Genomic DNA, 24,596 nt, shown 5'->3' with positions numbered 1-24,596 from the left:
CCGAGCGAGGCGGCGGTTCACGCTTTAACGGCTAGCGCCACCACTCGTCGAACATCGACACCGGCACCTGGCGCTTGTGCTCGGTGTTGAGGTAGCGCTTTTCCAGCGTCTCGGCGACGTCGTCGTCGACGGGCAGCCCCTCCAGGAAGTCGTCGATCTGCTCGTACCGCAGCCCCAGGTTGGCCTCGTCGGTCTGGCCGGGGTTGTCGTCGAGAAGGTCGGCGGTCGGCGCCTTGAGGTACAACCGGTCCGGTGCCCCCAGCTCCACCAGCAGCGCGCGACCCTGACGCTTGGTCAGTCCGGTCAACGGCAGGATGTCCGTGCCGCCGTCCCCGTACTTGGTGAAGAATCCGGTGACTGCCTCGGCCGCGTGGTCGGTGCCAACGACCAGCAGGCCGGCCGAGCCTGCGAGGGCGTACTGGGCAACCATACGCACGCGGGCCTTGACGTTCCCCTTATCGAAGTCGGGCAGCGACCGGCCCGTCGCGTCGGCGAATTCCGCTTCGATGCCGTCGACGGCGCGCAGGATGTCGAAGGTGACGGTCTCCGCGGGACGAATGAACTCCAGGGCGAGCTGCGCGTCATCCTCGTCTCGCTGCACCCGGTAGGGCAGGCGCACGGCCCGGAACGTGACCGGTCGTCCGTCCGCGGCGAGCTGCTCCACGGCCAGCTGGCACAGGCGGCCGGCGAGGCTGGAATCCTGGCCTCCGCTGATGCCGAGCACGAGACCCTTCGCACCGGTTCGCACCAGATAGTCCGCGAGGAACTGCACCCTGCGGCGTACCTCCGCGGCGGCATCGATCCGGGGGGACACGTTCAGCTCCGCGATGATTCGCGCCTGTAGTTCTCGCATCCTGCAAATCTACCAAGCCGAGGGATCGGCGACGGGATTCACGGGTGTCGTGCAGTGCCCCCGGTAGGAATCGAACCTACGACAAGCGGATTAGAAGGCCGCTGCTCTATCCACTGAGCTACGGGGGCCGAACAACGCTCAACAATACCGCAGACCCGGCCTCTCGGCGCTCAAACGGCCTTCGCGGCCGCGACCAGGACCTGGGCGAGTGTCGGCACACCGACGCCGCGGAAGACCTCGACCCCGGCCGCGTCCCGGATGATCACTGTAGGGGTGATCCGGATTCCTGCGGCCTCGGCCTCCGCGGCATCGCGCGTCACGTCGAACTCGCGCACCGTCGCCTGGGGCACGAGGCGTTCGACCTCGGCCAGGACCGCCCGGGTCTGCATGCAGGGCTCACAGAACGCGGAGGAGAAGTACGTCAGTTCCATGCTGGGTAGTCTACGGAGCGCGCGTGGCGGCCTCGCCGGTGCCGGTGCCGGTGCCGGTGCCGGGACTGGGACTTGGACTAGGACCGGGGCAACGGGACCGGTCGGTGGCCGCCGTTAGACTCGGCACATGACAAAAAGTAGTGACCGGTTGGTATGGATTGACTGCGAAATGACCGGTCTGGACATTGATTCCGACGAGTTGGTGGAGATCGCCGTGGTGATCACCGACTACGACCTCAACATCATCGACCCGGGACTCGACCTCATCATCAAGCCGAATCCGGCATCGCTGGAGAACATGAACGATTTCGTGCGCAACATGCACGAGACCAGCGGGCTGATCAACGAGATCCCGAACGGAATCAGTGCGACGGAGGCCGAGACCCTGGTTCTCGAATACGTGCTGAAGTTCATCCCGGCCGATCAGAAGGCTCCGTTGGCCGGCAATTCCATCGGCACGGACCGGGCCTTCCTGACCAAGTACATGCCCCGCCTCGATGACCAGCTGCACTACCGCAACGTCGACGTGTCCTCGATCAAGGAACTCGCCCGCCGCTGGTACCCGCGGGTCTACTTCAACGCCCCGGCGAAAGACGGCGGACACCGCGCGCTGGCCGACATCCTCGAATCCATCCGCGAGCTCGCCTACTACCGCCAGACCGTGTTCGTGGCCGATCCCGGGCCGTCCAGCGAACAGGCCAAGACCAGCGCGGCCGAGGCCGTGAACATTTTCGCTCCCAACATGTAATACACTTGTGGAGTTGCTTTCCCCTGGGAAAGTGCCGAATGGTGGGTATAGCTCAGCTGGTAGAGCATCCGGTTGTGGTCCGGAAGGCCGCGGGTTCAAGCCCCGTTACTCACCCCAACTGAAACATGTAGTACCGGTGATGCGAACGCACATCGGGAGCCTCGGCTCCCGGTGTGCGTTTCGTTTTACCCGCTGTCGCCGCCGTGAGATGCTGAACGGATGCCGCAGCTGACCCACGAGGAATTCGAACGTCTCGTCGTCGACGAGCTCGATCTCCTGCCCGACGATATGGTCGACGGCCTGGACAACGTGATCTTCGTGGTCGAGGACCGCCCCGAAGACGGAACGATGGACACCCTGGGGCTCTACGACGGGGTTGCCCTGACCGAACGCGGACAGTACGGCTTCGGCGAGATGCCCGACCGGATCGTGCTTTACCGAGAACCGCTGCTGGAGCTCTGCGCAGATCTCGAGGAGTTGCGCGACCAGGTTCACATCACCCTGGTGCATGAGATCGCGCATTTCTACGGTATCGACGACGACAGGCTGCACGACCTCGGCTGGGGATGACGAACCACCGTTAGCCTTGCGTCATGAGTAGATCCCGGCCTGCCCGCGTCATCGGCGCCGCGATCGGCGCCCTCGTCATCCTGTCCGTCGGCGTCTATGGGCCGGCCACCCTGCTGGGGCCGCTACCCGAAGCCACCGCCACCGTGATCGCCCCGGCGGCAGACGAGACGGTTCCGGTCCCACCGGCGCTGCCGCCCACCGGCGGCAGCGCCGTCATCGGCCTGTCCCGGGTCACGCCCACCCCGGCCGCCCCGGAGACGACAGTGCTGGACGTCGACGCTCTCGCCACCACCCTGCCGCTCGCCGTGGCCGGCACGGCAGATCCACTGCCGATGGCAGCGGCGACGAAGATCGTGACCGCCCTGGTCGTGCTCGACGCCAAGCCATTGGCCCTCGGTGACCCAGGGCCGCAGATCCCGATCACGGCCGCCGACTACCAGGACTACATCGATTACGGCAATTCCGGCGCCCGAACCGTCACCGTCTTCCCGGGCGAATCGTGGACCGAGAACGAGCTGCTCCAGGCGATGGTCCTGGGTTCCAGCAACAACCACGCCGACACGCTCGCCCGCTGGGCCTTCGGCTCCCTCGACGCCTACACCGCCGCCGCCAACACCTGGCTGGCCGAGCAGGGACTCGACGGCACCCGCGTCGCCGACGCCACCGGGCTCAGCGACGACAGCGTGGGAACGGCCATCGACCTCGCCCGGCTGGCGGGCCTGGCCGCCGCCGACCCGGTGATCGGCGCCATCCTCTCCCAGCCGGCGTCCGCCCTGGTGGGCCAGCGCGGCGTGGACAACACCACGGCGTTCCTCGCCGAGGAGGGAGTCACCGGCATCACCCGCAGCTACACCGACGGTGCCGGCGTCTGCTTCCTCTTCACCGGCCAGGTTCAGGGCCCCGACTCGGTGTACACCTTCGCCGGCGCCCTGATCGGCGAACCCGACTACGACACTCTCACGGCCGACGTCACCGCCCTGATGGCGAGCGCCCGCGCCGGGGTGCGCGAGCTGCCCACCCTCGCACTGGGTGACGCCTACGTGGACTTCCGCACCCCGTGGGGCGCCGAAGCCTCCGGGACCGTGCGCACGGCCACGACCACGTACGGCTGGCAGGCGCAGGCCCCGGGCGAGGCCGAGGTGACCGTGGACACACTGTCGACCGGCCGCGCGGGCACGACCGTCGGCCGGGTCACTGTGGAGGCCGGAGGCGCCGAGGTGACGTCGACGCTGGTGCTCGACCGCACGATCAGCGCACCGGGCCTCGGCTGGAGGCTCCTGCACCCGGTGCCGATGATCTCGGCGCTGATCGGCGCGAACCGCTAGCGGCAAACGGCCGCGGCGGGCGGGCGGCGGGCCACGGCAGCCACTCGTCGGCGGCTACGGGTCGGCGGCTACTCGCCCTCGCCGGTAGGCAGGTACGGGTCGCTCTCGCCCGCGTCGAACCGGTAGCGCACGTGCAGGCGGCCCTGCACATCGCGGGTGTCCTCCTCGTCGTACCAGAACAGTGTTTCGACCCCCTCGACGGCGGCCATCATACTGACCCGAGGTTCGTGCTTGCCGTGGAGCAGCACCCGGGAATCGACCTGACCGGCCAGGGGCCCGTCGATGAACTCCGCGGTGTAGACGACAGCTTCCGTGCTCTTACCAGTCATGACCTCACCCTAGCCCGGCAGGCGGGCATCCGGCGGGCGCCGGGCACGATTCCCCGGACGCGTCGGGGCGACGGATGCCCGGGGTCCCCGTGATCCGGATCGTCGCCTGCCGCTCGGGCGCTTCCCTCTCCCGGTAGGCCTCCCAGCTGGTCTCCCACTGGTCCCAGCGCGACCGGAACAGCTCGCCGTCCCGGGCGAGGGCCCGCTGCTTGCGGATCCGGTCGTCGGCGTGCAGCCAGACCCGGATGTCGCTGAGCGGCGCGTGGGCGGCCGCGAGCGTTCCGCAGCCCTCCACGATCAGCGGGCGGGCCGGGTCGACGGGGTGCCATCCTGCCGCCTCTCCCCGTTCCCAGTCGTAGCGTTGCCAGGCCGCGGGCAGGCCGCGCGCCCGCGGCGCGAGCACGTGCTCGGCCAGATGCGCAACGGCGGCGTCCAGGCCCTGCCAGCCGGGGTAGATGTCGTCCAACCGCACCAGGGTGGGGCGGAGCGGTCCAGGCCAGGCGTCGACGAGCGCGTCGGCGAGGGTGCTCTTGCCGGCGCCGCTCGGCCCGTCGATAAGAATGACGGGTGCCACCCCGGCGGCCGCGAGGGCGCGGAACACGGGGGCCAGCAGCATCCGCCGGTCGCCGGCCGTGTGCAGATCAGGTGAGGACACAGTTCCAGCTTCCCGTCGCGACGGAGACGCCCACCGCGAGCAGGGCCACGGCCAGGCCGATGCCGACCAGGGCCACCTCGCACCCCCGGAAGGTCGACGGGCGGGCCCAGGTGCGCCGCACCGGGGCGCCGAACCCGCGAGCCTCCATCGCGGTCGCGAGCTTGCTGCCGCGCCGGATCGACAGCACCAACAGGGCGAAGGCCTGGCTGAGCAGTCGGCGCAGGGCGCCGTGGTCCGCAATGCCCCGGGCCCGCCGGGCCAGTTCGAGGGCACGCCAGTCCTCGAGGAACAGGCCGACCAGACGCAGCCCGGCCAGGCCGCCCAGCACGAAGCGGGCCGGCAGTTTCACGACCTGGGCAAGGCCGTCGGCCAGGTCGGTGGGGTCGACGGTCACGAAGAGCACGACCGAGGGCAGCCCGATGGCGAGGATGCGCAGGGTCGTCGCGATGGCGAGCTCGAGCGATCCCTCGGTCACGTTGACCAATCCGAAGGACCAGTAGACCGCTCCGGCTGCTTGCCCGTAGAGCAGGGTGGTGACGCCGGCGGTGGGGGCGGCGATCCAGACCGGCAGGGTGCGCAGCGCGAAGGCCTTCAGGGACAGTCCGGCCCAGAAGAAGAGAACGAACTCGCAGGCCAGGGCGACCGCGGCGGAGACCCAGTCGATGGTCAGGATGAGCACGCCCGCCAGCAGCAGCGCGGCGGCCAGCTTCGCGACCGGGTTGATCCGGAAGATGGCCTGAGTTCCTCGGGCCGGCGTCAGCACACTCACCGGGACACCGCGGCCCGCGGCGTGACGCCGGGGCCGGCCTGCCCGGTCAGACGGTATTCCCGCTCGAAGAGGGCGGCCACGAAGTCGGTGTCATGCGAGACGGCCACCACCGCCGTGCCCTCCAGCAGAAGCTCGTCGAGCAGGACCACGATCTCCCGCCAGGTGCGCAGGTCCTGGCCGAACGTGGGTTCGTCGAGCACGAGCAGCCGTGGCTGGGTCGCCAGCACGGTGCCCACCGACAGTCGGCGCTTCTCGCCGCCGGAGAGTGTGAACGGGTTCGCCTCCGCCAGGTGGTCCAGGCGCAGGCGCTGCAGCACCTCGTCGACCCGGGCGTTGACGGCCGCCTCCGGCTGGGTGAGGGCGCGCGGCCCCACGGCGAGTTCGGCCCGCACTGTGGCGGCCACGAACTGGTGCTCGGGGCTCTGGAACACGGTGCCGATGCGGGTGAGCAGTTGGCGGGACTTCCACCGGATCGGTTCCGCGTCGGCCCCGGCGGCAAATTCGGGGCTGGCGAGCACGGCTCCCCCGGCCGGTTTCAGCAGGCCGGCGAGGGTGAGCGCCAGGGTCGATTTTCCGGCGCCGTTGGGCCCGGTGACAGCCAGGGCGGTGCCGGCGTGCACCGTGAGGTCGATGTCCCGGGCGATGACCTCGGTGCGCGTGCGGGCGATTGCCAGTCCGGGTGTGCGGAGCAGAGGCACCGAGCCGGGCGCCGAAGCGGGATGCGTCCCGCCGCGCGATGATGCCAGGCCACTGCCTCGCCCGGGCACCCAGACGCCCGCGGCCGCGAGCCGTTCACCCTGTCTCGTCAGCACCTCGTCGGGGTGACCGTCGGCCAGCACTCCCCCGGCCGCGTCGAGCACGATCACCCGGTTCACGAGGTTCTGCCAGACCGCCACGCGGTGTTCGATCACGATGAACGTCGCCTCGGAGTGCTCGAGCACGCGGGCGACGGAATCGCGCACGTCGAGCACTCCCGCCGGGTCGAGGTTCGCCGTGGGTTCGTCGAGCAGGAGCAGCCCCGGCCGCATCGCCAACACCCCGGCAAGGGCGAGGCGCTGCTTCTGCCCGCCCGACAGCGCCGACGTCGGATGACTGAGCGGCAGGTGTAGGCCGACCATGTCCAGGGCGTCGTGCACCCGGCGCCAGATCTCCTCACGCGGTACCCCGAGATTCTCGCAGCCGAAGGCGACGTCGTCGCCCACCCGCGCCAGGATCACCTGGGAGTCCGGGTCCTGCAGCAGCAGCCCGGCCTGGCCGCGCGCAGCGGTCGGTTCGGCGCCGTTCACGAGCAGCTGACCGCGCTGCTCACCCTCCTCGTCGCCGCCGAGAACACCGGCGAGGGCGTGCAGCAGGGTGGATTTGCCGGCCCCGGAGGCGCCGAGCAGCAGCACGCGCTCGCCCGGCTCGATTCGCAGGTCGAGACCGTCGACGGCCCAGCCCCGCCGCCCGGCATGCCGCCAGCCCCAGCCGCGGGCGACGACGGACGCGCCCAAGACGGATGCCGCTGCTGCCGGTGTCATCGCCCGTCCCTAAACCCGGGCGCGGTTCGATCGCCCCGCGGCGAAGCGAGACAGCGCACCGGTGCGGGCGAGACCGCGCATGGCCAACCAGGACAGCAGCCCGGCCACCAGAACGCCGGAGACGATCGAGGAGGTGGTGTAGATGGCGATGAACGGCGCGGCCGACCCGGGGTACCAGAGCACCAGGTCGTTGACCGCGAGGGCCAGGCCGGCTCCCGCGCCGGCGAGCAGGGCCACGACGAGGCGGTAGTTGGCGTAGAAGAACAGCGCGAAGACCAGCTCGGCGCCGAGACCCTGCACCAGGCCGGACACCAGGATGGTGGCTCCCCAAGCGGTGCCACCCACCAGGGTCGACACGACAGCCGCGAGCAGCTCGGTGTAGAGGGCCGCGCCGGGTTTGCGGATGATGAGGCCGCCGAGAACGCCGGCGAACAGCCATCCGCCGCCCAGCAGGGCCTGCAAGCCCGGCAGCAGCGGAGTGAGCAGGCCGCTGAGCGGGTTGTAGGCCTGGTTCCAGACGACGAAGATGAGCCCGCTGGCCACGCCGATGACGCTGGCGATGACGATATCGACGACCCGCCAGCGGAAATTCCGCGGCTTACGGTTCGTGGCGGAGGTGAGAAGGGTGGTTGTTGCGTGCACTGGTCGTGCCCTTTCCGTAGATGGTTCCAGGGCACGGGAACGAGAAGATCTGCCTCCCTGCGCTGGCATGATCCAGATCAGGTTCGACGGTCGAAGCTTCAGAAGCTTCCTCTCAGCCCGGTTGACCGGACTCCCGTGTTCGAACCCAGTATAGACCGCGGCCTAGAATCGCGGGATGGAGTCCACGTCTCGCCGCCGCATCGCCGACGGGATCGAATGATGTTCACCGTTCCCCTGATCCTCGCCACGCTGCTGCTTCTGCTGCTGCGTCACTTCGTTCTGCGGCGGCGACGGATGCGCCGTGGGCTGCCCGTGCGCGGCCCCTGGCATATCCCCCAGGGCTGGCGCGACCTTCCGAGCCGGTGGTGGCGCGGACGGCGCTGACGGCGCTGAGCCCCCGAACGCGGTACGCTGGAAGTGGTGAGTCGGGAAGTCTGGTCGACAGAATTGTTCGTGTGCCACAAAATCCCGATTGTCTGAGGCTCGTCTATGACGAAACCATCACCCCTTCCTGCCACTCCAAAACTGAATGTCTTCAACCGGAGCAGCTACCCCGAGTACCTGCACGTCTCGACGATCCTGCGCAAGGAGACCGTGGGTGGTGCGCTCCTGCTGGTGGCGACGGTGCTCGCCCTGGTCCTGGCCAACACCGGCGCCGCCGATCTCTACTATTCCGTGCGGGATTTCACGATCGGCTATGAGCCGTGGCACCTCAACCTGAGTCTCGGCGCGTGGGCCGCCGACGGGCTCCTGGCAATCTTCTTCTTCATCGCCGGGCTCGAACTCAAGCGCGAGTTCGTCGCCGGAGACCTGCGCACCTTCAGCCGCGCGGTCGTCCCGGTGGCCGCGGCCATCGGCGGCGTCATCGTCCCCGCGCTGATCTTCACCGCGATCGCGTTCAGCTCGGGGCCGGAGATGCTGCGCGGCTGGGCGATCCCCACCGCAACCGACATCGCCTTCGCCGTTGCCGTCCTCGCCGTGATCGGCTCCAAACTGCCCAGCGCACTGCGCATCTTCCTGCTGACCCTGGCGGTGGTCGACGACCTGCTCGCCATCGCCATCATCGCCTTCTTTTATTCCGGCGACCTCCAGCCGGTCCTGCTGCTGCTCGCCCTCGTGCCGCTGGGCCTCTTCGCATTCCTGTCGCACAAGTACTCCTATGTGTTCGCGACCACCAAGTGGGCCGCCGGCACGATCCTGCTGCCGCTCGGCCTGGTCACCTGGGCACTCGTGCACGGCTCCGGCATCCACGCCACCGTCGCCGGAGTGCTGCTCGGCTTCGCCGTGCCCGTGCTGCGCAGCCGCCGAGGCGGCGGACCCGACGCCGGCCCGGGCCTCGCCCAGAACCTGGAGCACCGCATCCGCCCGCTGTCAGCCGGCTTCGCCGTGCCCGTGTTCGCGTTCTTTTCCGCTGGCGTCACGCTCGGCGGCGTGGAGGGTTTGACCACGGCCCTCACCGACCCGGTCGCGATCGGAATCGTCGTCGCCCTGGTGGTCGGCAAGCCGGTCGGCATCATGCTGGCCACGTGGCTGGTCACCAAGACCACCCGGGGCGCCCTCGACCCGGATCTCGCCTGGGTGGACGTGCTCGGTGTGGCCATGCTCGCCGGTGTCGGCTTCACGGTGTCGCTGCTGATCAGCGAACTGGCCTTCGGACAGGGCAGCCCGCACGACGATCACGCCAAGGTGGCCATCCTGACCGGGTCGCTGCTGGCCGCGCTGCTGGCGAGCGTCGTGCTGCGCAGCCGCAACCGGCACTACGGGCGCATCGCCGAGAAGGAGGCGCTCGACGCCGACAACGACGGCATCCCCGATGTGTTCCAGGCCGACCCTGCACGAAGCGAACGGCCCGGCGGGCGCTGACCGCCCCGGAGTGCAGTCGACCGCCCAGCCGACGTGGCTGGGCGGCTGGTGGTTTTCGCGCCTAGCGCTTGAGGGCGCGGATGATGCGGGAGATGGCCTTGCCGGCCACCCACAGGAACGGGATGCCGACCGAGAGCAACGAGATGACGTTGGGCTCGAAGCGCACCGTCGTTCCCGACTTGACGTAGGCGCCGATCGGCAAAGATGCCCCGCCGCCGCCGCCGCCGGAACCGGTGCCGGTGGCGGCGGAATCGCCCTCACCGCCGCCGAAACCGTAGTAGACGAGAGCAACGGGAATCAGGGTGACACCGTCGACCTGGACTGGATCACCGTAGGCCGACCTGACGCCGGCGGTACGAGAGATATCTGCGAGCTTCTCTGGAAGGCTAGTCATGGTTTCAGGCTACCCCCTGTCTGGTTCGAGATCGCCGAACGGAAGTCGTCCGGCGCGTGGCTGCTCAGGAGTTGCCGTTCGGGGGGTGTCCGGGTCCAGCAGTGAGGCAGGCCGCAGCGTGCCGCGGCCGAACCGTGCGGTCACCGAATCGACAGCCCGTTCGGCGCTGCGCCAGTCGTCGTCGGGGTCCCAGAGGCCCGCACCGCTGCCGTCGCCGTCGCTGAGCTGCTCGACGCGCACGCCGATCAGGCGCACCCGGATACCGGACGCCGCCAGCACCTCGAAGCTGGCGGCCACCTCCTCGTAGATCCGGCGGCCGACACTGGTCGGCTCCGACAGGGTGCGCGAGCGGGTGACGGTGCTGAAATCGGTGTAGCGCAACTTGAGCACCACGCAGCGGCCGACGAGGCCGGCGCGGCGCAGCCGGGCAGCCACCGCGACGGACTGCCGCAGCAGTTCGCTGCGGAGCCGGGCGGCATCCGTCACGTCGTATTCGAACGTGACCTCGTGGCCGACGCTCTTCTCCTCGTGTTCCACGGTGACCACCCGCGGGTCCCTCCCCCAGGCCAGCTCGTGCAGTTTGCGGCCGGAAGCATCCCCCACGCACTTCTGCAGCACGGCGAGCGGGGTGCGGGCGAGGTCGCCGATCTGACGCAGGCCCTGCCCGAGCAACGCCTGCTCGGTCGTTGCGCCGACCCCCCACAGGGCGCCGACGGGCAACGGATGCAGAAACGCCAGCGTGTCCTCGGCGGGGATCACCAGCAGGCCGTCGGGTTTGGCCCGGCCCGAGGCCATTTTGGCGACGAACTTCGTGCTCGCCGCACCGACCGAGCAGGTCAACCCCGTCTCCGCCTTGACCTGGGCCCGGATCTTGGCGCCGATCTCGGCGGGCGAGCCGTGCAGGCGGCGGGCACCGGCCACATCCAGGAACGCCTCGTCGATGCCGAGCTGCTCGACCAGCGGCGTGAAATCTTCGAAGATGCGCATCACCCGGTCGGAATACTCCCTGTACCGGCCCATGTGCGGCTCGAGTACCACCGCCGCCGGGCAGCGCCGCAGGGCGAGCGCCATGGGCATGGCCGAATTAACACCGTAACGACGGGCCACATAGTTCGCCGCCGTGACCACCGAGCGCCCTGATCGGTGCCCCACGATCACCGGGTGGTGCACCAGCTCGGGGTGATCGAGCAGTTCGACCGACGCGAAGAAGGCGTCCAGGTCGATGTGGAGCAGAGTCGCGGTGCTGTCGTCGACGGCGTCGGTCGAGACCGTGCGATCGCTGCCGTCCTGCCTGCTCATGCGTCCTGCCTGCTCGTCGTCCTTCAACTCCTGGAGAGACCCTAACCCGGACCGGCGACAGGCCGCACCGATTCCGCGACAGGAGAACGCGCCCGGTGCCGGGAATGAATGCACGGTGACGGAATGCACCGTGACGGAATGCACAGTGACCGATGCCGGTTGTAGCGTTGCAGGGGCATCCGTTCCAGTGTTCCAGTGTTCCAGTGTTCCATCGTTCCACCGAAGGAGTCCCATGACGCATGGCTGGCTTGCGCTGCAGAAACGGGCCGCGGAGGAGTTCGGCAGCCGCGTCGACCTGATCACCGACTGGGCTGCCGCCACACCAGACACCGAGTGGAACGTGACCGACCTGGTGCGCCACGTGGTGCTGGAACAGCAGTGGATCCCGCCACTGCTCAACGGCCTCTCGGTGCTCGACGCCCGACGCTCGCTCGCCCCGCTGGGCCCGGACCTGGCGAAGGAATGGGCCACCCACTCGGCGCTGGCGTCCGCTGCCTGGGCGGCGACCTCGGCCGACGCGCCGGTGACTCTGTCGTATGACACGGTGACGGCATCCGACTATCTGCGCGAGCAGGTCTCCGACGTCACGATCCACTCCTGGGACCTGGCCCGGGCCACGGATGCCGACGAGTCCCTCGACCCGACCCTGATCGAGGCGGTCTGGACGGTGTTCGAGGCCCAGCGCGACACCCTCGAGGCCAGCGGACTCTTCGCCTCCCCCGTACCGGCCGACGAGAACGCGCCGTTGCAGACCCGACTTCTCGCCCTCACCGGGCGGGACCCGAGCCCGCAGTAGCCCGCGGGCTGCGGTGACCGGAACGGGGCCCTACCGGCTCACCTTCTCCGCCCCGGCGATGCGCTGCGCAATGTAGATCGGGATGATCGACATCAGCACCAGCACCACGGCGATGACATTGACGATCGGCGCCTGGCTCGGACGGAACAGGTTGTCCAGAATCCAGATCGGAAGCGTCTTGACGCCGGCCCCCGCAGTGAAGGTCGTCACGATAATCTCGTCGAAGCTGAGGGCGAAGGCGAGCAGGCCGCCCGCAAGCAGCGCCGAGCGCAGCTGCGGGAAGGTGACCAGCCGGAACGTGGTCCAGAGCCCCGCGCCGAGGTCGGCCGACGCCTCCTCGTAGCTGGTTCCGAGGCGCCGCAGCCGGGCGATCACGTTGTTGAACACGGTGACGATACAGAACGTGGCGTGGGCGACGATCACGGTCGCGATCGACAGTTGCACCCCAAGAATGGTGCGGAAGGCGTTGTTCAGGGCGATCCCCGTGATGATACCGGGTAGGGCGATCGGCAGGATCACCAGCAGACTCACCGCCTCGCGGCCGAAGAAGGCGAACCGCTGCAGCGCCAGGGAGATCAGGGTGCCGAGCACGAGCGAGACCAGGGTGGCGATGAGGGCGATCTGCACGCTCGTGAGCACCGCGTCGAGCGCCCCCTCGCTCTGGAAGGCCCGCCCCCACCATTCCAGGGTGAGTCCCGGCGGCGGCCAGACGAGGCTGGTGCTCGTGCTGAAGGAGTTCACCAGCACGACCATCAGCGGCAGGTAGATCACGAGCAGGATGAGACCGGTGACGATGCTCAGGACGCCTCGTGCGGGCCTCGACAGACGCATGATTCTCCCCTTACAGGTTTTCCAGGGCGCCGGTGCGGCGCACCACGGCCAGGTAGCCGAAGATGATGACGATCGGGATCAGGGCGATCGCCGCGGCGAGCGGCAGGTTGTTGGCCGCGCCGACGTTCGTGTAGACGAGGTTGCCGAGCATCTGGTTCGCCCCGCCCACGATATTGACGGTGATGTAGTCGCCGAGCGACAGGGAGAAGCTGAAGATGGACCCGGCGATGATGGCCGGCCAGATCATCGGCAGCACGACCAGGCACAGGGTGGCCCAGGTCTTGCCGCCCAGGTCCCCGGACGCCTCGAGCAGGGAGTCCGGAACCCGTTCCAGGCCGGCATAGATGGGCAGGATCACATAGGGCAGCCAAAGATAGGCGAGCGTGATCACGGTCGCCGGCAGGCCGTAGCCGGGGCTCTGCCCACCGAACGGGGCCACCAGCCATTCGAAGATGCCGTTCTGGGAGAGCACCGACCGCCACGCGTAGGCCTTGACCAGGTAGCTGGCCCACAGCGGCATCAGCACCGCGATCACCAGGATGCGCTGCCACCGGGGACTGGCGACCTTCGCCATGAAGAACGCGATCGGCAGGGCCACCAAAATGTCGATCAGGGTCACCAGCAACGCCACCCCCACCGTGCGCACCGTCACCGTCTGGTAGAGCGAGCCGGTAAGGACAGTGATGATGTTGTCGAGCGTCCACGACCGCGTGATGGTGCCCGTGAAGCTGTCCACCGTCCACAGGGCGGTGATCAGCAGGGCTGCGAGGGCGACGATGTAGATCAGGCCGAGCCAGAGCAGAGGGGCGGACAGCATCAGCGTCAGTCGCAACCGCGGATGCGCGCTGAGCGTGATGGAACCGCGTCGGGCGAGCGTGTCGCGGTGCGGGGGCACCGGTATCCGTTGCCCCGATGACGCCGTGTCAACAGCCATGATTCCTCCGTTCCGGCTCGGCCTGACAGGATGCCGCGCTAGCCCTTGATCTCCTGCCAGGCGGTCGTCCAGTCGGAGTAGTCGGTGCACTTCACGTCGGTGCGGCCGTCGAGGCAGTCCTCGATCGGAGTCGACCAGTACCAGATCTGCGACGCGTACTCCTCGTCGCCGGCGTGGAAGATCTCGCACTGGTCGGGGTTCACCGTGAAGTCGCAGGCGCCCTGGTTGGAGGGGGCCTCACCGAAGTACTCGGTGGCCTGGGCGTTCGCTTCCGGGCTGGCGATGTAGTTCAGCCAGGCGTAGGCGCAGTTCGGGCTCTGCGCCCCGGATGCGACCATCCAGGTGTCGGACCATCCGGTGACGCCCTCCTCGGGGAGCACAACCTCGGCCGGGGTTCCTTCGGCCAGGGAATTGCGGATGACCTGCCAGGTGGTGCCGACGACGGTGTCACCGGTCTCGAAGGCCTGGATCGACTTGAGGTAGTCCGACCAGTATTCGCCGATGTTCTCCCGCTGCGCCTTGAGCAGGTCGACGGCCGCGGCAAGCTGGGTCTCGTCCAGCGAGTACGGGTTCTCGATGCCGAGATCGGGCTGGTGGGTCATCAGGTACATGGCGGCGTCCGCGATATAGATCGGGGAATCGTAGGCCGTCACCTTGCCCGCGTACTGGCTGGACTCGTCGAAGACGACGTCCCAGGAGGTCGGCGCCGGCGTCACGGCATCGGTGTTGTACATCAGCAGGTTCGCACCGTAGCCGTGCGGAATCCCGTAGGCGACGCCGTCGACGCTGTTCCAGTCCTGCATCTTCAGGAAGTCATAGATGCCCTCGTAGTTGGGGATGAGGTCGGTGTTGACCGGGGCCACGTCTCCGGCCGCGACCAGGCGCAGCGATGCATCGCCGGAAGCCGCGACCACGTCGTACTCGCCGGTCTTCATCAGGTTGAAAGCCTCGTCGGAGGTGCCATAGGTCTTGCTGGTGACCATGCAACCGGTCTCCTCCTCGAAGGCGCTCACCCAGTCGACGGACGGGTCGTTGCCGCCGTCTTCGACGTAGCCCGGCCAGGCCAGGATCGAGACCGTGTCCTCGTTCTCGGCGAGTTCCGTGGGCGCTTCGCTTCTCTCCGCTCCCCCGGTGCCCGTGTCGCCCCCGGTGCCGCAGGCGGTCAACAACGCCACCGAGGCGATCGCCAATCCCGTGAGGATTGACGAACGAATACGGGTGCGTCGTGCTGAAAGATGTGTCATTGCATTCTCCATTCCGGTTATCGTGCTGTGTCGGTGGTGTGTTTCGGGGCTGGAACGGTGGCTGGAACGGTGGCTGGAACGGTGGCTGGGTCGGTGGTGACGGCGGTCGCCTTCTCGAGCGCAACGATGTCGCCGTCCTGCCAGCCGACGCTCACCCGGGATCCGCGCTCGTCCTCCGTCACCCGGTGCGCGTCGTTCTGCTCGAGCGCGATGATGCGCATGCCGGCGTCGAGGTCGACGATCAGCCGGGAGGTGCTGCCGACGTAGATCACCTCGGCGAGTGTGCCGGGTGCCGTGCGCTGGGTGGACAGCGCGGCATCCGCCCGGCCGACCGTGACCTTCTCAGGGCGCAGGGCGTGCATGCCGACGCGACCGAGCACGGCCCGGGAGAGGGCGTCAGGGAAGATGTTGGAGGTACCGACGAAGGCGGCCACGAACGGCGACAGTGGTCGGTCGTAGATCTCCGCCGGTGTGCCGAGCTGCTCGATGCGCCCCTCGTTGAAGACCGCGATGCGGTCGCTCAGGGTGAGCGCCTCCTCCTGGTCGTGCGTGACGAAGATGAAGGTGATGCCCAGTTCGCGCTGCAACTCCTTGAGTTCGACCTGCATCTGCTCCCGGAGCTTGAGGTCGAGGGCGCCGAGCGGTTCGTCGAGGAGCAGCACCTTGGGCCGCACGACGGTGGCGCGGGCCAGGGCGACCCGCTGGCGCTGACCGCCGGACAGCTGGCCGGGTTTGCGGTCACCGAAACCTCCGAGGCGCACGGTCTCGAGGGCCTGCCGGGCCTGGGCGTGGCGTTGGCGCCTGGGGACGCCCCGCACGCGCAGCCCGTAGGCCACATTGTCGAGCACGCTCATATGGGGGAAGAGGGCGTAGTCCTGGAACACCGTGTTCACGTCACGGTCGAAGGGGGCGCGGTCGGTGACGTCTTCCCCGAGCAGCGACACCGTGCCGGCCGTGGGCTGCTCGAATCCGGCGATGAGGCGCAGCACGGTGGTCTTGCCGGAACCGGACGGCCCGAGCATAGAAAAGAACTCCCCCTCGGCGATGTCGAGGTCGATGCCGTCGACGGCATTCGCGGTGCCGCCGAAACTCTTCGTCAATCCGGTCAACCGGATCGCGGGGCGGTCAGCGGTCATGACGACTCCTTGCTCGGACAGGGCTGGGCGGCTTTCGGGGCTACGCCGAGACATTATGGACCCGTCGGCCATTTCTCTCAGTTTCGGTCTGGTCTCGGTGGTCGAGCCGCCCCGGTGGTCGAGCCTGTCGAGACCCGGTGCGCCGACGTCCGGATGTTCGCCGGCATCCGTCACGGTCGCAGTCGCTGCCTGCGGTAGATTTTCGCGACACGCCGCTTCGGCGGGCGCCGCGAACGGCGTTTCCGGAAAAGCTCCTCATTTACGTGACGACGGATGCTGCCGGACGGCACATTCACGTGGACCTCACCGACCGGGCGCACGTTCATCAGCGAGGCGGCCACAATCATCCGTGCACCGGGGAGTCGCCGGAATCGAAGCGGATTGTTCGATCGCTGGCCTCGGATGATGCCGCGCCGTTCTGAGCGGTTTCGACCGGCTCAACCACCGGGGCTGCTCGGAAGCCGCGTTAGGCGATCGACGTTCCGAAGAGGAGGCCCAGCAGGTAGGTGACGCCGGCGGCGCCGAACCCGATGATGAGCTGACGGATGGCGCGGCGCCAGGGCGGCCCGCCCGACAGTAGACCGACGATGGCACCGGTGGCCAGCAGGGCGAGCCCCACGAGCGCGGCGGCCACGATGACCGCGGTGATCCCGTCGAGCCCGAACAGGTAGGGCAGCACCGGCAGGATCGCCCCGGACGCGAAGAAGCAGAAACTCGACGTGGCTGCCCCGATACCCGTGCCGATGGCTTCGTGCTCGTCGACCGCCGGCGACAGGCCGCCGGTCTTCTTGACCTCGACGGGACCGGTGGCGATGGCCACCGTGCGCAGAACTTCGCGGGCGTGGATTTCGGCCTTCTCCGGCGACATCCCCTGCGCGCGATAGACCAGGGTCAACTCGTTCGCGGCCAGATCGAGGTGGGACAGTACGCTCCGGGACGCCGGATTCGGCGTCGACGCCTCGAGCAGCTCACGCTGGGACCGCACCGAGACGTACTCGCCGGCACCCATCGAGAGCGCTCCGGCGAGGAGCCCGGCGATACCGGTGAAGAGGATCGTGGCGGCGGGCACTCCCGTGGCGCCGATGCCCAGCACCAGGGCCAGGTTGCTGACGAGACCGTCGTTGATCCCGAAGACAGCGGCCCGGAACGTTCCGGCCAGCCGGTGCCGGCCACGAGCGGCCAGCCCGCGCACGACCTCCTCGTGGATACGCTCGTCGGCGGCCATGGTGTCGGTGGCGTCGGCATCGCCGTCATACGGTGAGCGGGCCTCGGCACGCTGGGCGAGGGCCAACACGAACACCGAACCGAACCGGCGGGCCAGGAACCCCAGAAAGCGGGTGCGGATGGCGCCTCGGAGCGGCGCTCCAACCTGGTCGCCCAGCAGATGCCGCCAGTGTTCCTCGTGCCGCCCCTCGGCATCGGCCAGAGCCAGCAGGATCTCGCGTTCCTCGCCGGAACGGCGCCGGGCCAGATCGCGGTACACGTTCGCTTCGGCCCGTTCGTCCGCAAGATACCGTCGCCAGCGACGAATGTCCCGCGCAGTCGCCGGACGATCCGGCTCCGGCTCCCGCTCCTCCTGTTCCACGGCGGCTACGCCTCGGGGGCCGCTTCGAGCGAGCTCTGCGCCACTCGAGCCGATGCGTGCGGACCGGAACCGTCGAGACCGTAGAAGGGTTCGTCGAACTCCACGACCCACACGGTTTCCCGGCCGGTTACGGGGGCGTACAGAGCCGCGCCCTGGAGTTCGCCGGCAGCCACGATCACGCCGCTCGGGTCCTCGGCGGTGGCATCCGGATACCGCTCCCGGTCCAGGCGCACCACAACCTGCGCCCCCACGCCGAGGGCGCCCGGGTTGGGACCGGACTGCCCGTCGGCGGCAGGCTCACGCTTGTTCCGCAATCCCACTACTCGGCCGCTCCGGCACGCTCGAGCACGAGCTCGCGCACGCGGGCGGCATCCGCCTGTCCGCGCATGGCCTTCATGACGGCACCGATCACGGCGCCGGCCGCCTGGACCTTGCCGTCCCGGATCTTCGCCAGGACGTCGGGCTGGGCAGCCAGAGCCTCGTCGATGGCCGCGATGAGCGCGCCGTCGTCCGATACGACCGCGAGACCGCGGGACTCGACGACCTCGATTGGGGTGCCCTCGCCGCCGATGACGCCCTCGAGCACCTGACGGGCCAGACGGTCGGTCAGCGTGCCGGCCACGACGAGTTCGATCAGCGCGGCGACCTGCACCGGCTGAACGAGCGAGTCCGCGGAGACTCCGGAGACGTTCGCGAGGCGGGCGACCTCACCGGTCCACCACTTGCGGGCGGCCTGGGGCGCTGCACCGGCCGCGATGGTGGCCTCGACGGCGTCCAAGAGGTCGGAGTTGACGACATCCTGGAATTCGAGATCAGCGAAGCCCCAGTCGGCTTGGAGTCGCTTGCGGCGGGCGGCCGGAGGCTCCGGCAGGGTGGCGCGAAGCTCCTCCACCCATTCCCGCGACGGGGCCACGGGAACGAGGTCGGGTTCCGGGAAGTACCGGTAGTCGTCGGCGTCGGACTTGGGCCGGCCGGCCGAGGTGATGCCGGTGTCCTCGTGCCAGTGCCGGGTCTCCTGGGTGATGGTTCCGCCGGCGTGCAACAGGGCCGCCTGACGCTGGATCTCGTAGCGCACGGCGCGTTCGACCGAACGCAGCGAGTTCACATTCTTGGTCTCGGTGCGCGTGCCGAGCACGTTCGAACCGCGCGGGCGAAGCGACACGTTCGCGTCACAACGCACGTTGCCCTCTTCCATCCGGGCGTTGGAGACGCCGAGCGCCTTCACGATCTCGCGGATGGCGGCGACGTAGGTGCGGCCGATCTCGGGCGAGTCGGCCTCGCCGCCCTCGATCATCTGGGTGACGATCTCGACCAGCGGCACGCCACCGCGGTTGTAATCGACCAGCGAGTAGTCGGCACCCTGGATGCGACCGGTCGCCCCACCCACATGGGTGAGCTTGCCGGCGTCATCCTCCATGTGTGCGCGCTCGATGTCGACCGTGACCAGGCGGCCGCTTTCGAGCTCGATCGTGAGCTGACCGTTGAACGCGATCGGCTCGTCATACTGTGAGGTCTGGAAGTTCTTCGCCGTGTCCGGGTAGAAGTAGTTCTTCCGAGCGAATCGCGAGTGCTCCGCGATCTCACAGCCGAGGGCGAGCCCCAAACGGATGCTCGACTCAATGGCCTTCGCATTCACCTGGGGCAGCCCGCCGGGCAGTCCCAGGCAGGTCGGGCAGGTGTTGGTGTTGGCACCCTGGCCGAATTCGTTTGCACAACCGCAGAACATCTTGGTCTTGGTGTTGAGCTCCACGTGCACCTCGAAGCCGAGCACCGGCTCGAACAGCTCCAGGGCCTTGTCGTAATCCATCAGTTCGGCCTTCTTCATCAGACGGCTCCCTCTGTGCTCGTTGACGCTGTGCCGGCAGACATTGCTTTCGGCGCCAGTTCCGGCGCCTGGCTGAGGAGGGTGCGCCCCCAGGAGGCTTCCAGCAGTGCCTCGACGGCGGCTCCGAAGCTGTAGAGGCGGGCGTCCATTTTCGCGGGCGCCATGATCTGTAAGCCGACCGGCAGGCCGTCTTCGGGGGCGAGGCCCATCGGCAGGCTCATGCCGGGAATTCCGGCCAGGTTGGCCGGGATCGTGGTGACGTCGTTGAGGTACATCGCCATCGGGTCGGCCATCTTCTCGCCGAACTTGAAGGCCGTGGTAGGCGCACTCGGCGATACCAGCACGTCGACCTTCGCGAAGGCCGCTTCGAAGTCGCGCTGGATCAGGGTGCGCACCTTCTGCGCGCTGCCGTAGTAGGCGTCGTAGTAGCCGGCGCTGAGGGCGTAGGTGCCGAGGATGATGCGGCGCTTGACCTCGGGACCGAAGCCCGCGTCCCGCGTGGCCGCCATGACCCGTTCGCTGGTCAGCGGGCCGTCTTCCGGGTTGACCCGGATGCCGAAGCGCACCGAGTCGAAGCGCGCCAGGTTGCTCGACGCCTCGGCCGGCAGGATCAGGTAGTAGGCCGCGATCGCATACTCGAAGTTGGGGGCGGAGACCTCGACGATCTCGGCGCCCGCCGCGGCGAGAAGCGCGAGGGTCTCGGTGAAGCGCTGAGAGACGCCGGACTGGAATCCGTCGCCGTTCAGCTCTGTGACCACGCCGACCCGCACTCCCTTGAGTGCCCCGTCGGCGAGGCCGGCGCGGGCGGCGGCGGCCATCGACGGCCAGGTGTCCGTCAGCGACGTCGAGTCGAGCGGGTCGTGCCCGCCGATCACATCGTGCAGCAGGGCGGCGTCGAGCACCGTGCGGGTGACCGGGCCGACCTGGTCGAGAGAGGATGCGAGAGCGATCGACCCGTAGCGGGACACACCGCCGTAGGTGGGCTTGACGCCGACGGAACCGGTGACGGCGGCCGGCTGGCGGATCGAGCCGCCGGTGTCGCTGCCGAGTGCGAGCGGCGCCTCGAAGGAGCTGACCGCGGCCGCAGAGCCGCCGCCCGAGCCGCCGGGGATCCGGTCGAAGTCCCACGGGTTGTGCGTCGGGCCGTAGGCGGAGAACTCGGTCGACGAGCCCATCGCGAACTCGTCCATGTTGGTCTTGCCGAGGGGAATCAGCCCGGCGTCCCGCACGCGCCGGACCACGGTGGCGTCGTACGGGGGGATCCAGCCCTCCAGGATCTTGGAACCGGCGGTCGAGGGCATGTCGATGGTTGCGAGCACGTCCTTGATGGCGATCGGCACCCCGGCGAGCGGCCCGAGCACCTCACCGGCGGCACGCCGGGCGTCGATGCGGGCGGCGGCGGCGAGCGCGGCCTCGCCGGCCACGTGCAGGAACGCGTGCACCCCGGTGTCGATGGCGTCGATGCGGTCCAGGTGGGCCTGGGTCACCTCGACGGAGCTGACGGACCGATCGGACAGCAGACCCGAGAGGTCGGCGGCGGACAGCTTGATCACATTGGCCATGGGTTACTCCTCGTCCAGGATTGCGGGCACGCGGAACTTGTCGCCGTCCCGGTCTGGAGCCCCGGAGAGCGCCTGTTCTACCGTGAGCGAGGGGACAACCGTGTCGGCACGGAAGACATTGGTCAGCGGCATCGGGTGGCTCGTCGCCGGCACATCCGGCGTGGCCACTTCGGCTACCTTCGCGACCGAGTCAACGATCTGGCCGAGTTCGGTCGTGAGGCGGGTGATCTCCTCCGCGCTGAGGTCGATCCGGGCAAGGTTGGCCAAATGGGCAACCTGCTCGGCCGTGATTTCAGACATGTTGCTCCGTACGATCGTCGGGGGTGGATTCCCCAATTCTATTCGGAGCCGTCGGTGACAAGATCCGCGTTGCCGGTTCCGATCAGCGCCATGTTGTGCAGGGACTCACTGCCCACGTCGAAATAGGCGTTATGGCCGACCGATCCATGCAGCCAGGAGCCGGTGACCCGGTCGTGCCCGCCGGACACGCCGAGGGTGTTCGCGCCATAGGACTCCGTACCGGGATCGCTGCCGAAGAACGCGCTGTTCACGGTCGGGTCCCAGTCGGCACTGCCCACATAGACCTTCCCCGGCGCGACGCTCAGGCGGTCGACGGACTGCACCTGGCTGCCCGGTGAACCCACCAGTACCAGGGCGTCCACGCCGAACGTCCCGCGGGCCAGCGCCGTGAGCGCCACAGTCGAGCCGTACGAGTGGGCGAGGACGGAGACGAAGGGCCGACGCGTGCCCCGGTCGGCCTCGATGCCCAGCGCCGACTGCTCCAGGAAGTCGGCGCCGACCTCGGCCAGGCCCGTCCCGCCGACGTTGAACACGTTGGGCGCCTCGTAGCCGATCCAGGCGATCGTGGCGACGCCGGCGGCACGGATGTCGCCGGTCAAGCCCCGCCCGCCGGGCGCCTGCTCGCGCAGCACCGCGGTCTGCTCCGCGTACACGGCATTGGCGGTGTCGGTCCAGTTGGCGATCTGCTGTTCCACCGCGTAGTTCATGCCGGGCACCAGATAGGTGACGAAATCGGCGGTGTCGGGGTTGCCGAGGGCGATCGCGGCCCGCCCGCCGCCGGTGCGGTCCAGGAGGATCAGGGAACGGCGAGGCGCGCCGTCGGGGGTGCGCAGGGCCGCCTTGACCTGGTTCAAAACGGCGAGTTCCCGGGTGAGCAGCGTGCGCTCGTTGTCGTCGGTCGCGCCGGCCAGCCGCTCCGTGACGTCGGCGAGGCTCTGCGTGAGGTAGCGGGCGTTGGCACGGCCCCGCTCCCGGAAGGGGATACCCTCCAGGTTGCCGACGAGCCTGGGTGCGGCCGCCAGCATCGACGACCGCTCGTCGGCGCCGAGTTCGGTCCACAGACCGGCCACCGCGGAGGCTGCGGGCGGACTCGTGAGCAGGGCGTCGACCTGGGCGGGGGCCTGTTCCACGAACGCCGCCATCTCCGCCCCGGAGAGGCTGGACAGTCCGGCCAGCAGGCTCGCTCCGGTCATCCCCCGCACGGATTCAGCGGTCGCGACCGTGGCAGTCCTTGGGACGGATGCGATGGGTTGCGCGGACACGGTCGAGTCGCCGGCTGCGGGAACCCCGACCGAGGTGCCCGTACGCGCCGTCAGGTTCAGCCACAGCGGTTCGGCCGCGGCTGGTTCGGCGCCTCGGTTCGGCACCGGCTGGCCCTGGACGGTGTTGCTGAGAGCGTGCACTCCAATGGTCTCGCTGACCCCATTGAGAGCCAGCGAGAACGTTAGAACCGCCGCTTCTAACAGCAAACCTGGGCACGTCCCCTCACGAACACCGAGCAGCACATCGACACGAGCCTGGAAGACAAGCATCGCGTATCCAGACTACTGAAACGGATGGCGCGGCCGTGCCCCCATAGCGGGTCTGCATGACCCCCCGATCAAGGGCCAAATGCACACATTCTCATACTTGCTAAGTCCTGTATAGGTGTGCTCCTATATAGGTATGTCGCTGAAAATCGCCCTCCTGGGCATTCTGGATCTCGCACCGATGACGGGCTACGACCTCAAGAAGAGCATTGAGGCATCCGTCGCCCACTTCTGGTCGGCCGACCAGTCCCAGATCTACCGCACCCTCGCGGTTCTGGTCTCTGACGGACTTGCCGAGGTCGAGGTCGTTCCGCAGCAGGGACGCCCCGACCGGCGCGAGCACCACATCACCCCGGCCGGCCGTGGGGCCCTGAATGACTGGCTGCGTTCGCCGCTGGAGCCCGAGACGCCGCACGACGCGTTTCTGATGCGACTGTTCTTCGTCGGCACTCTGGGGGTTCCGGCCACTCGGGCGCTGCTGCGGACCCGGCGCAACCAGGCCACGGCATTGCTGGCTGCGCTGCGCGGCGTGGCGGAGCAGGAGCAGTCCCCCCGTGAGCCCGACGACCGCGCCCCGGACGACCTCGGACGCCGGCTGCGCTTCGCGACACTGCGGAACGGAATCCTCCATGCCGAAGCCGAACTGGCGTGGCTGGTCGAGACGAAGGAGGCCCTCGGATGAGCCAGGTCCACTACCCCTTGGAGCACGGTGCGGACGCCACGGGGACCGACACGATCCTGTTCCTGCACGGCGGCAACGTTGCCTCCTGGTCCTGGCAGGCTCAGGTGGAGGGCATGCCCGGCCGGCATCTGCTGACCCCGGATCTGCCCGGATTCGGCGACCGGTCCGGGGAGGACTGGCTCTCCCTCGGGCAGGCCGCCGACGATGTGGCCGGCATCATCGCCGCGCATGCACGCGGCGGCCGGGCACACCTGGTGGGGCTGTCCCTGGGCGGCCTGGTGGCCACGCACGTCATGGCCCGGCACCCAGGGCTGCTGCGCTCGTGCCTGGTGTCCGGCGTTCCACTCACCGGCGTGCACGGTACGGTGCGGTTCCTGAACACACTGCAACTGCCGCTCTGGAACCGCCCCTGGTATTGGCGGGCCCAGGCGAAGGCCTTCGGCCTGCCCGCCGACGCGGTCGACCTGTTCGTGGAGCACGGCCTGAGCCTGCGCGCCGACAATGCCCGGCGCATGTTCGCCGACGTGAATCGCGGCGGCGCCCCGGAAGGCCTCGGCAACTATCACGGCCCTCTACTGGCGGTCGCGGGCGAGCGGGAATCCCGGATCGTGCGAGACAGCTTTCCCCTCCTGGTCACCCATCTGCCACAGACGCGTACCTGGATCGCGCCCGGCATGCACCACGTCTGGAGCATCGAGAATGTGGAGCTGTTCACCCGGATGGTGCTCGGCTGGGTGGACGCGTCGGAGGTCCCGGCCCGGGATCCCGGTTGAC

Annotated in this window: 27 protein-coding genes, 2 tRNA genes and 1 riboswitch; of the genes, 9 read left to right on the top strand and 20 right to left on the bottom strand. The window is 68.7% G+C overall.

Going from position 1 to position 24,596, the window contains the following annotated elements; all coding sequences use genetic code 11:
• Window positions 1-31: 31 nt before the first annotated feature.
• The 3 genes from nadE to E3T28_RS09630 all read right to left on the bottom strand — a co-directional run bounded on the left by nadE (window position 32) and on the right by E3T28_RS09630 (window position 1,284).
• Window positions 32-853 (bottom strand): ammonia-dependent NAD(+) synthetase, encoded by an 822-nt coding sequence (nadE, locus tag E3T28_RS09640; RefSeq protein ID WP_134430252.1) that lies wholly within the window; start codon window positions 851-853, stop codon window positions 32-34.
• Window positions 854-908: 55 nt separating this feature from the next.
• Window positions 909-981, bottom strand: a tRNA-Arg gene (locus E3T28_RS09635).
• Window positions 982-1,023: 42 nt separating this feature from the next.
• On the bottom strand, window positions 1,024-1,284 hold the full coding sequence (locus tag E3T28_RS09630) for a YbbN family protein (protein ID WP_134430250.1): 261 nt from the start codon (window positions 1,282-1,284) through the stop codon (window positions 1,024-1,026).
• Window positions 1,285-1,411: 127 nt separating this feature from the next.
• Here E3T28_RS09630 and orn point away from each other — a divergent pair, with 127 nt between their 5' ends.
• The 4 genes from orn to E3T28_RS09610 all read left to right on the top strand — a co-directional run bounded on the left by orn (window position 1,412) and on the right by E3T28_RS09610 (window position 3,927).
• Window positions 1,412-2,032 (top strand): oligoribonuclease, encoded by a 621-nt coding sequence (gene orn / locus E3T28_RS09625; RefSeq protein WP_134430247.1) that lies wholly within the window; start codon window positions 1,412-1,414, stop codon window positions 2,030-2,032.
• Window positions 2,033-2,073: 41 nt separating this feature from the next.
• Window positions 2,074-2,149: transfer RNA gene (locus tag E3T28_RS09620), tRNA-His, on the top strand.
• Between the two features lie 102 nt (window positions 2,150-2,251).
• Complete coding sequence (locus E3T28_RS09615) at window positions 2,252-2,602, top strand: metallopeptidase family protein (protein WP_104170257.1); 351 nt, start codon at window positions 2,252-2,254, stop codon at window positions 2,600-2,602.
• A gap of 23 nt (window positions 2,603-2,625) precedes the next feature.
• The gene (locus E3T28_RS09610) at window positions 2,626-3,927 is read left to right on the top strand and encodes a D-alanyl-D-alanine carboxypeptidase family protein (protein ID WP_134430245.1); all 1,302 of its coding nucleotides are present in this window, start codon (window positions 2,626-2,628) and stop codon (window positions 3,925-3,927) included.
• A gap of 68 nt (window positions 3,928-3,995) precedes the next feature.
• On the opposite strand, the gene E3T28_RS09605 is transcribed toward E3T28_RS09610, so the two are convergent.
• Genes E3T28_RS09605 through E3T28_RS09585 form a run of 5 tightly spaced genes read right to left on the bottom strand, consistent with a single transcriptional unit; the run spans window position 3,996 to window position 7,842 of the window.
• Window positions 3,996-4,256, bottom strand: coding sequence for a hypothetical protein (locus E3T28_RS09605; RefSeq protein ID WP_134430243.1), 261 nt, complete (start codon window positions 4,254-4,256; stop codon window positions 3,996-3,998).
• A 4-nt stretch (window positions 4,257-4,260) separates the two neighbouring features.
• Window positions 4,261-4,911, bottom strand: a complete 651-nt coding sequence (locus E3T28_RS09600; protein WP_241979265.1) for a nucleoside/nucleotide kinase family protein — start codon at window positions 4,909-4,911, stop codon at window positions 4,261-4,263.
• On the bottom strand, window positions 4,898-5,680 hold the full coding sequence (locus E3T28_RS09595) for an energy-coupling factor transporter transmembrane component T family protein (RefSeq protein WP_134430241.1): 783 nt from the start codon (window positions 5,678-5,680) through the stop codon (window positions 4,898-4,900). Before E3T28_RS09595 ends, E3T28_RS09600 begins: the two co-directional genes overlap by 14 nt.
• A complete protein-coding gene (locus E3T28_RS09590) occupies window positions 5,677-7,200 on the bottom strand; it encodes an ABC transporter ATP-binding protein (protein ID WP_134430238.1) in 1,524 nt (507 codons plus the stop codon). Before E3T28_RS09590 ends, E3T28_RS09595 begins: the two co-directional genes overlap by 4 nt.
• 9 nt (window positions 7,201-7,209) lie before the next feature.
• A complete protein-coding gene (locus E3T28_RS09585) occupies window positions 7,210-7,842 on the bottom strand; it encodes an ECF transporter S component (protein ID WP_134430236.1) in 633 nt (210 codons plus the stop codon).
• Between the two features lie 37 nt (window positions 7,843-7,879).
• Window positions 7,880-7,989: riboswitch (TPP riboswitch) on the bottom strand.
• Between the two features lie 69 nt (window positions 7,990-8,058).
• On the opposite strand from E3T28_RS09585, the gene E3T28_RS16865 reads away from it, so the two are divergent.
• The gene (locus E3T28_RS16865; protein ID WP_166786980.1) at window positions 8,059-8,226 is read left to right on the top strand and encodes a hypothetical protein; all 168 of its coding nucleotides are present in this window, start codon (window positions 8,059-8,061) and stop codon (window positions 8,224-8,226) included.
• 105 nt (window positions 8,227-8,331) lie between these two features.
• Complete coding sequence (gene nhaA / locus E3T28_RS09580) at window positions 8,332-9,705, top strand: Na+/H+ antiporter NhaA (protein ID WP_134430234.1); 1,374 nt, start codon at window positions 8,332-8,334, stop codon at window positions 9,703-9,705.
• Between the two features lie 61 nt (window positions 9,706-9,766).
• Here nhaA and E3T28_RS09575 read toward each other — a convergent pair whose 3' ends face one another.
• Window positions 9,767-10,099, bottom strand: coding sequence for a hypothetical protein (locus E3T28_RS09575; RefSeq protein ID WP_134430231.1), 333 nt, complete (start codon window positions 10,097-10,099; stop codon window positions 9,767-9,769).
• Window positions 10,100-10,108: 9 nt separating this feature from the next.
• A complete protein-coding gene (locus E3T28_RS09570) occupies window positions 10,109-11,398 on the bottom strand; it encodes a DNA polymerase IV (protein WP_134430228.1) in 1,290 nt (429 codons plus the stop codon).
• Window positions 11,399-11,630: 232 nt separating this feature from the next.
• Here E3T28_RS09570 and E3T28_RS09565 point away from each other — a divergent pair, with 232 nt between their 5' ends.
• Complete coding sequence (locus tag E3T28_RS09565; protein ID WP_134430226.1) at window positions 11,631-12,194, top strand: TIGR03086 family metal-binding protein; 564 nt, start codon at window positions 11,631-11,633, stop codon at window positions 12,192-12,194.
• A gap of 30 nt (window positions 12,195-12,224) precedes the next feature.
• On the opposite strand, the gene E3T28_RS09560 is transcribed toward E3T28_RS09565, so the two are convergent.
• The 10 genes from E3T28_RS09560 to E3T28_RS09515 all read right to left on the bottom strand — a co-directional run bounded on the left by E3T28_RS09560 (window position 12,225) and on the right by E3T28_RS09515 (window position 23,014).
• On the bottom strand, window positions 12,225-13,025 hold the full coding sequence (locus tag E3T28_RS09560; RefSeq protein WP_134430223.1) for an ABC transporter permease: 801 nt from the start codon (window positions 13,023-13,025) through the stop codon (window positions 12,225-12,227).
• A gap of 10 nt (window positions 13,026-13,035) precedes the next feature.
• Window positions 13,036-13,959, bottom strand: coding sequence for an ABC transporter permease (locus E3T28_RS09555; RefSeq protein WP_134430220.1), 924 nt, complete (start codon window positions 13,957-13,959; stop codon window positions 13,036-13,038).
• 38 nt (window positions 13,960-13,997) lie between these two features.
• Entirely contained in the window at window positions 13,998-15,203 is a 1,206-nt protein-coding gene (locus E3T28_RS09550; protein WP_134430217.1) for an ABC transporter substrate-binding protein, read from the bottom strand.
• Between the two features lie 17 nt (window positions 15,204-15,220).
• A complete protein-coding gene (locus tag E3T28_RS09545; protein WP_134430214.1) occupies window positions 15,221-16,339 on the bottom strand; it encodes an ABC transporter ATP-binding protein in 1,119 nt (372 codons plus the stop codon).
• Window positions 16,340-16,805: 466 nt separating this feature from the next.
• A complete protein-coding gene (locus E3T28_RS09540) occupies window positions 16,806-17,924 on the bottom strand; it encodes a VIT1/CCC1 transporter family protein (RefSeq protein WP_134430211.1) in 1,119 nt (372 codons plus the stop codon).
• Between the two features lie 5 nt (window positions 17,925-17,929).
• Window positions 17,930-18,238 (bottom strand): hypothetical protein, encoded by a 309-nt coding sequence (locus tag E3T28_RS09535; RefSeq protein ID WP_134430208.1) that lies wholly within the window; start codon window positions 18,236-18,238, stop codon window positions 17,930-17,932.
• Window positions 18,239-18,243: 5 nt separating this feature from the next.
• Window positions 18,244-19,749, bottom strand: a complete 1,506-nt coding sequence (gene gatB / locus E3T28_RS09530) for an Asp-tRNA(Asn)/Glu-tRNA(Gln) amidotransferase subunit GatB (RefSeq protein WP_134430205.1) — start codon at window positions 19,747-19,749, stop codon at window positions 18,244-18,246.
• Entirely contained in the window at window positions 19,749-21,311 is a 1,563-nt protein-coding gene (gatA, locus tag E3T28_RS09525) for an Asp-tRNA(Asn)/Glu-tRNA(Gln) amidotransferase subunit GatA (RefSeq protein ID WP_134430202.1), read from the bottom strand. The genes gatB and gatA overlap by 1 nt, the downstream gene beginning before the upstream one ends.
• Window positions 21,312-21,314: 3 nt before the next feature.
• Window positions 21,315-21,611 (bottom strand): Asp-tRNA(Asn)/Glu-tRNA(Gln) amidotransferase subunit GatC, encoded by a 297-nt coding sequence (gatC, locus tag E3T28_RS09520; RefSeq protein ID WP_166786979.1) that lies wholly within the window; start codon window positions 21,609-21,611, stop codon window positions 21,315-21,317.
• 38 nt (window positions 21,612-21,649) lie between these two features.
• Window positions 21,650-23,014: an alpha/beta hydrolase gene (locus tag E3T28_RS09515; protein ID WP_166786978.1), complete on the bottom strand. Its 1,365-nt coding sequence runs from the start codon at window positions 23,012-23,014 to the stop codon at window positions 21,650-21,652.
• A gap of 262 nt (window positions 23,015-23,276) precedes the next feature.
• Between E3T28_RS09515 and E3T28_RS09510 the strand changes: the two genes are divergently transcribed.
• Window positions 23,277-23,822, top strand: coding sequence for a PadR family transcriptional regulator (locus tag E3T28_RS09510; protein ID WP_134430196.1), 546 nt, complete (start codon window positions 23,277-23,279; stop codon window positions 23,820-23,822).
• Window positions 23,819-24,595, top strand: a complete 777-nt coding sequence (locus E3T28_RS09505; protein ID WP_134430193.1) for an alpha/beta fold hydrolase — start codon at window positions 23,819-23,821, stop codon at window positions 24,593-24,595. Before E3T28_RS09510 ends, E3T28_RS09505 begins: the two co-directional genes overlap by 4 nt.
• Window position 24,596: the final 1 nt, after the last annotated feature.

Source organism: Cryobacterium sinapicolor (assembly GCF_004403465.1).
Taxonomy (GTDB): Bacteria; Actinomycetota; Actinomycetes; order Actinomycetales; family Microbacteriaceae; genus Cryobacterium; species Cryobacterium sinapicolor.
Note: the sequence above shows the minus strand (reverse complement) of the source record. Positions and strands in the feature narration are given on the sequence as shown.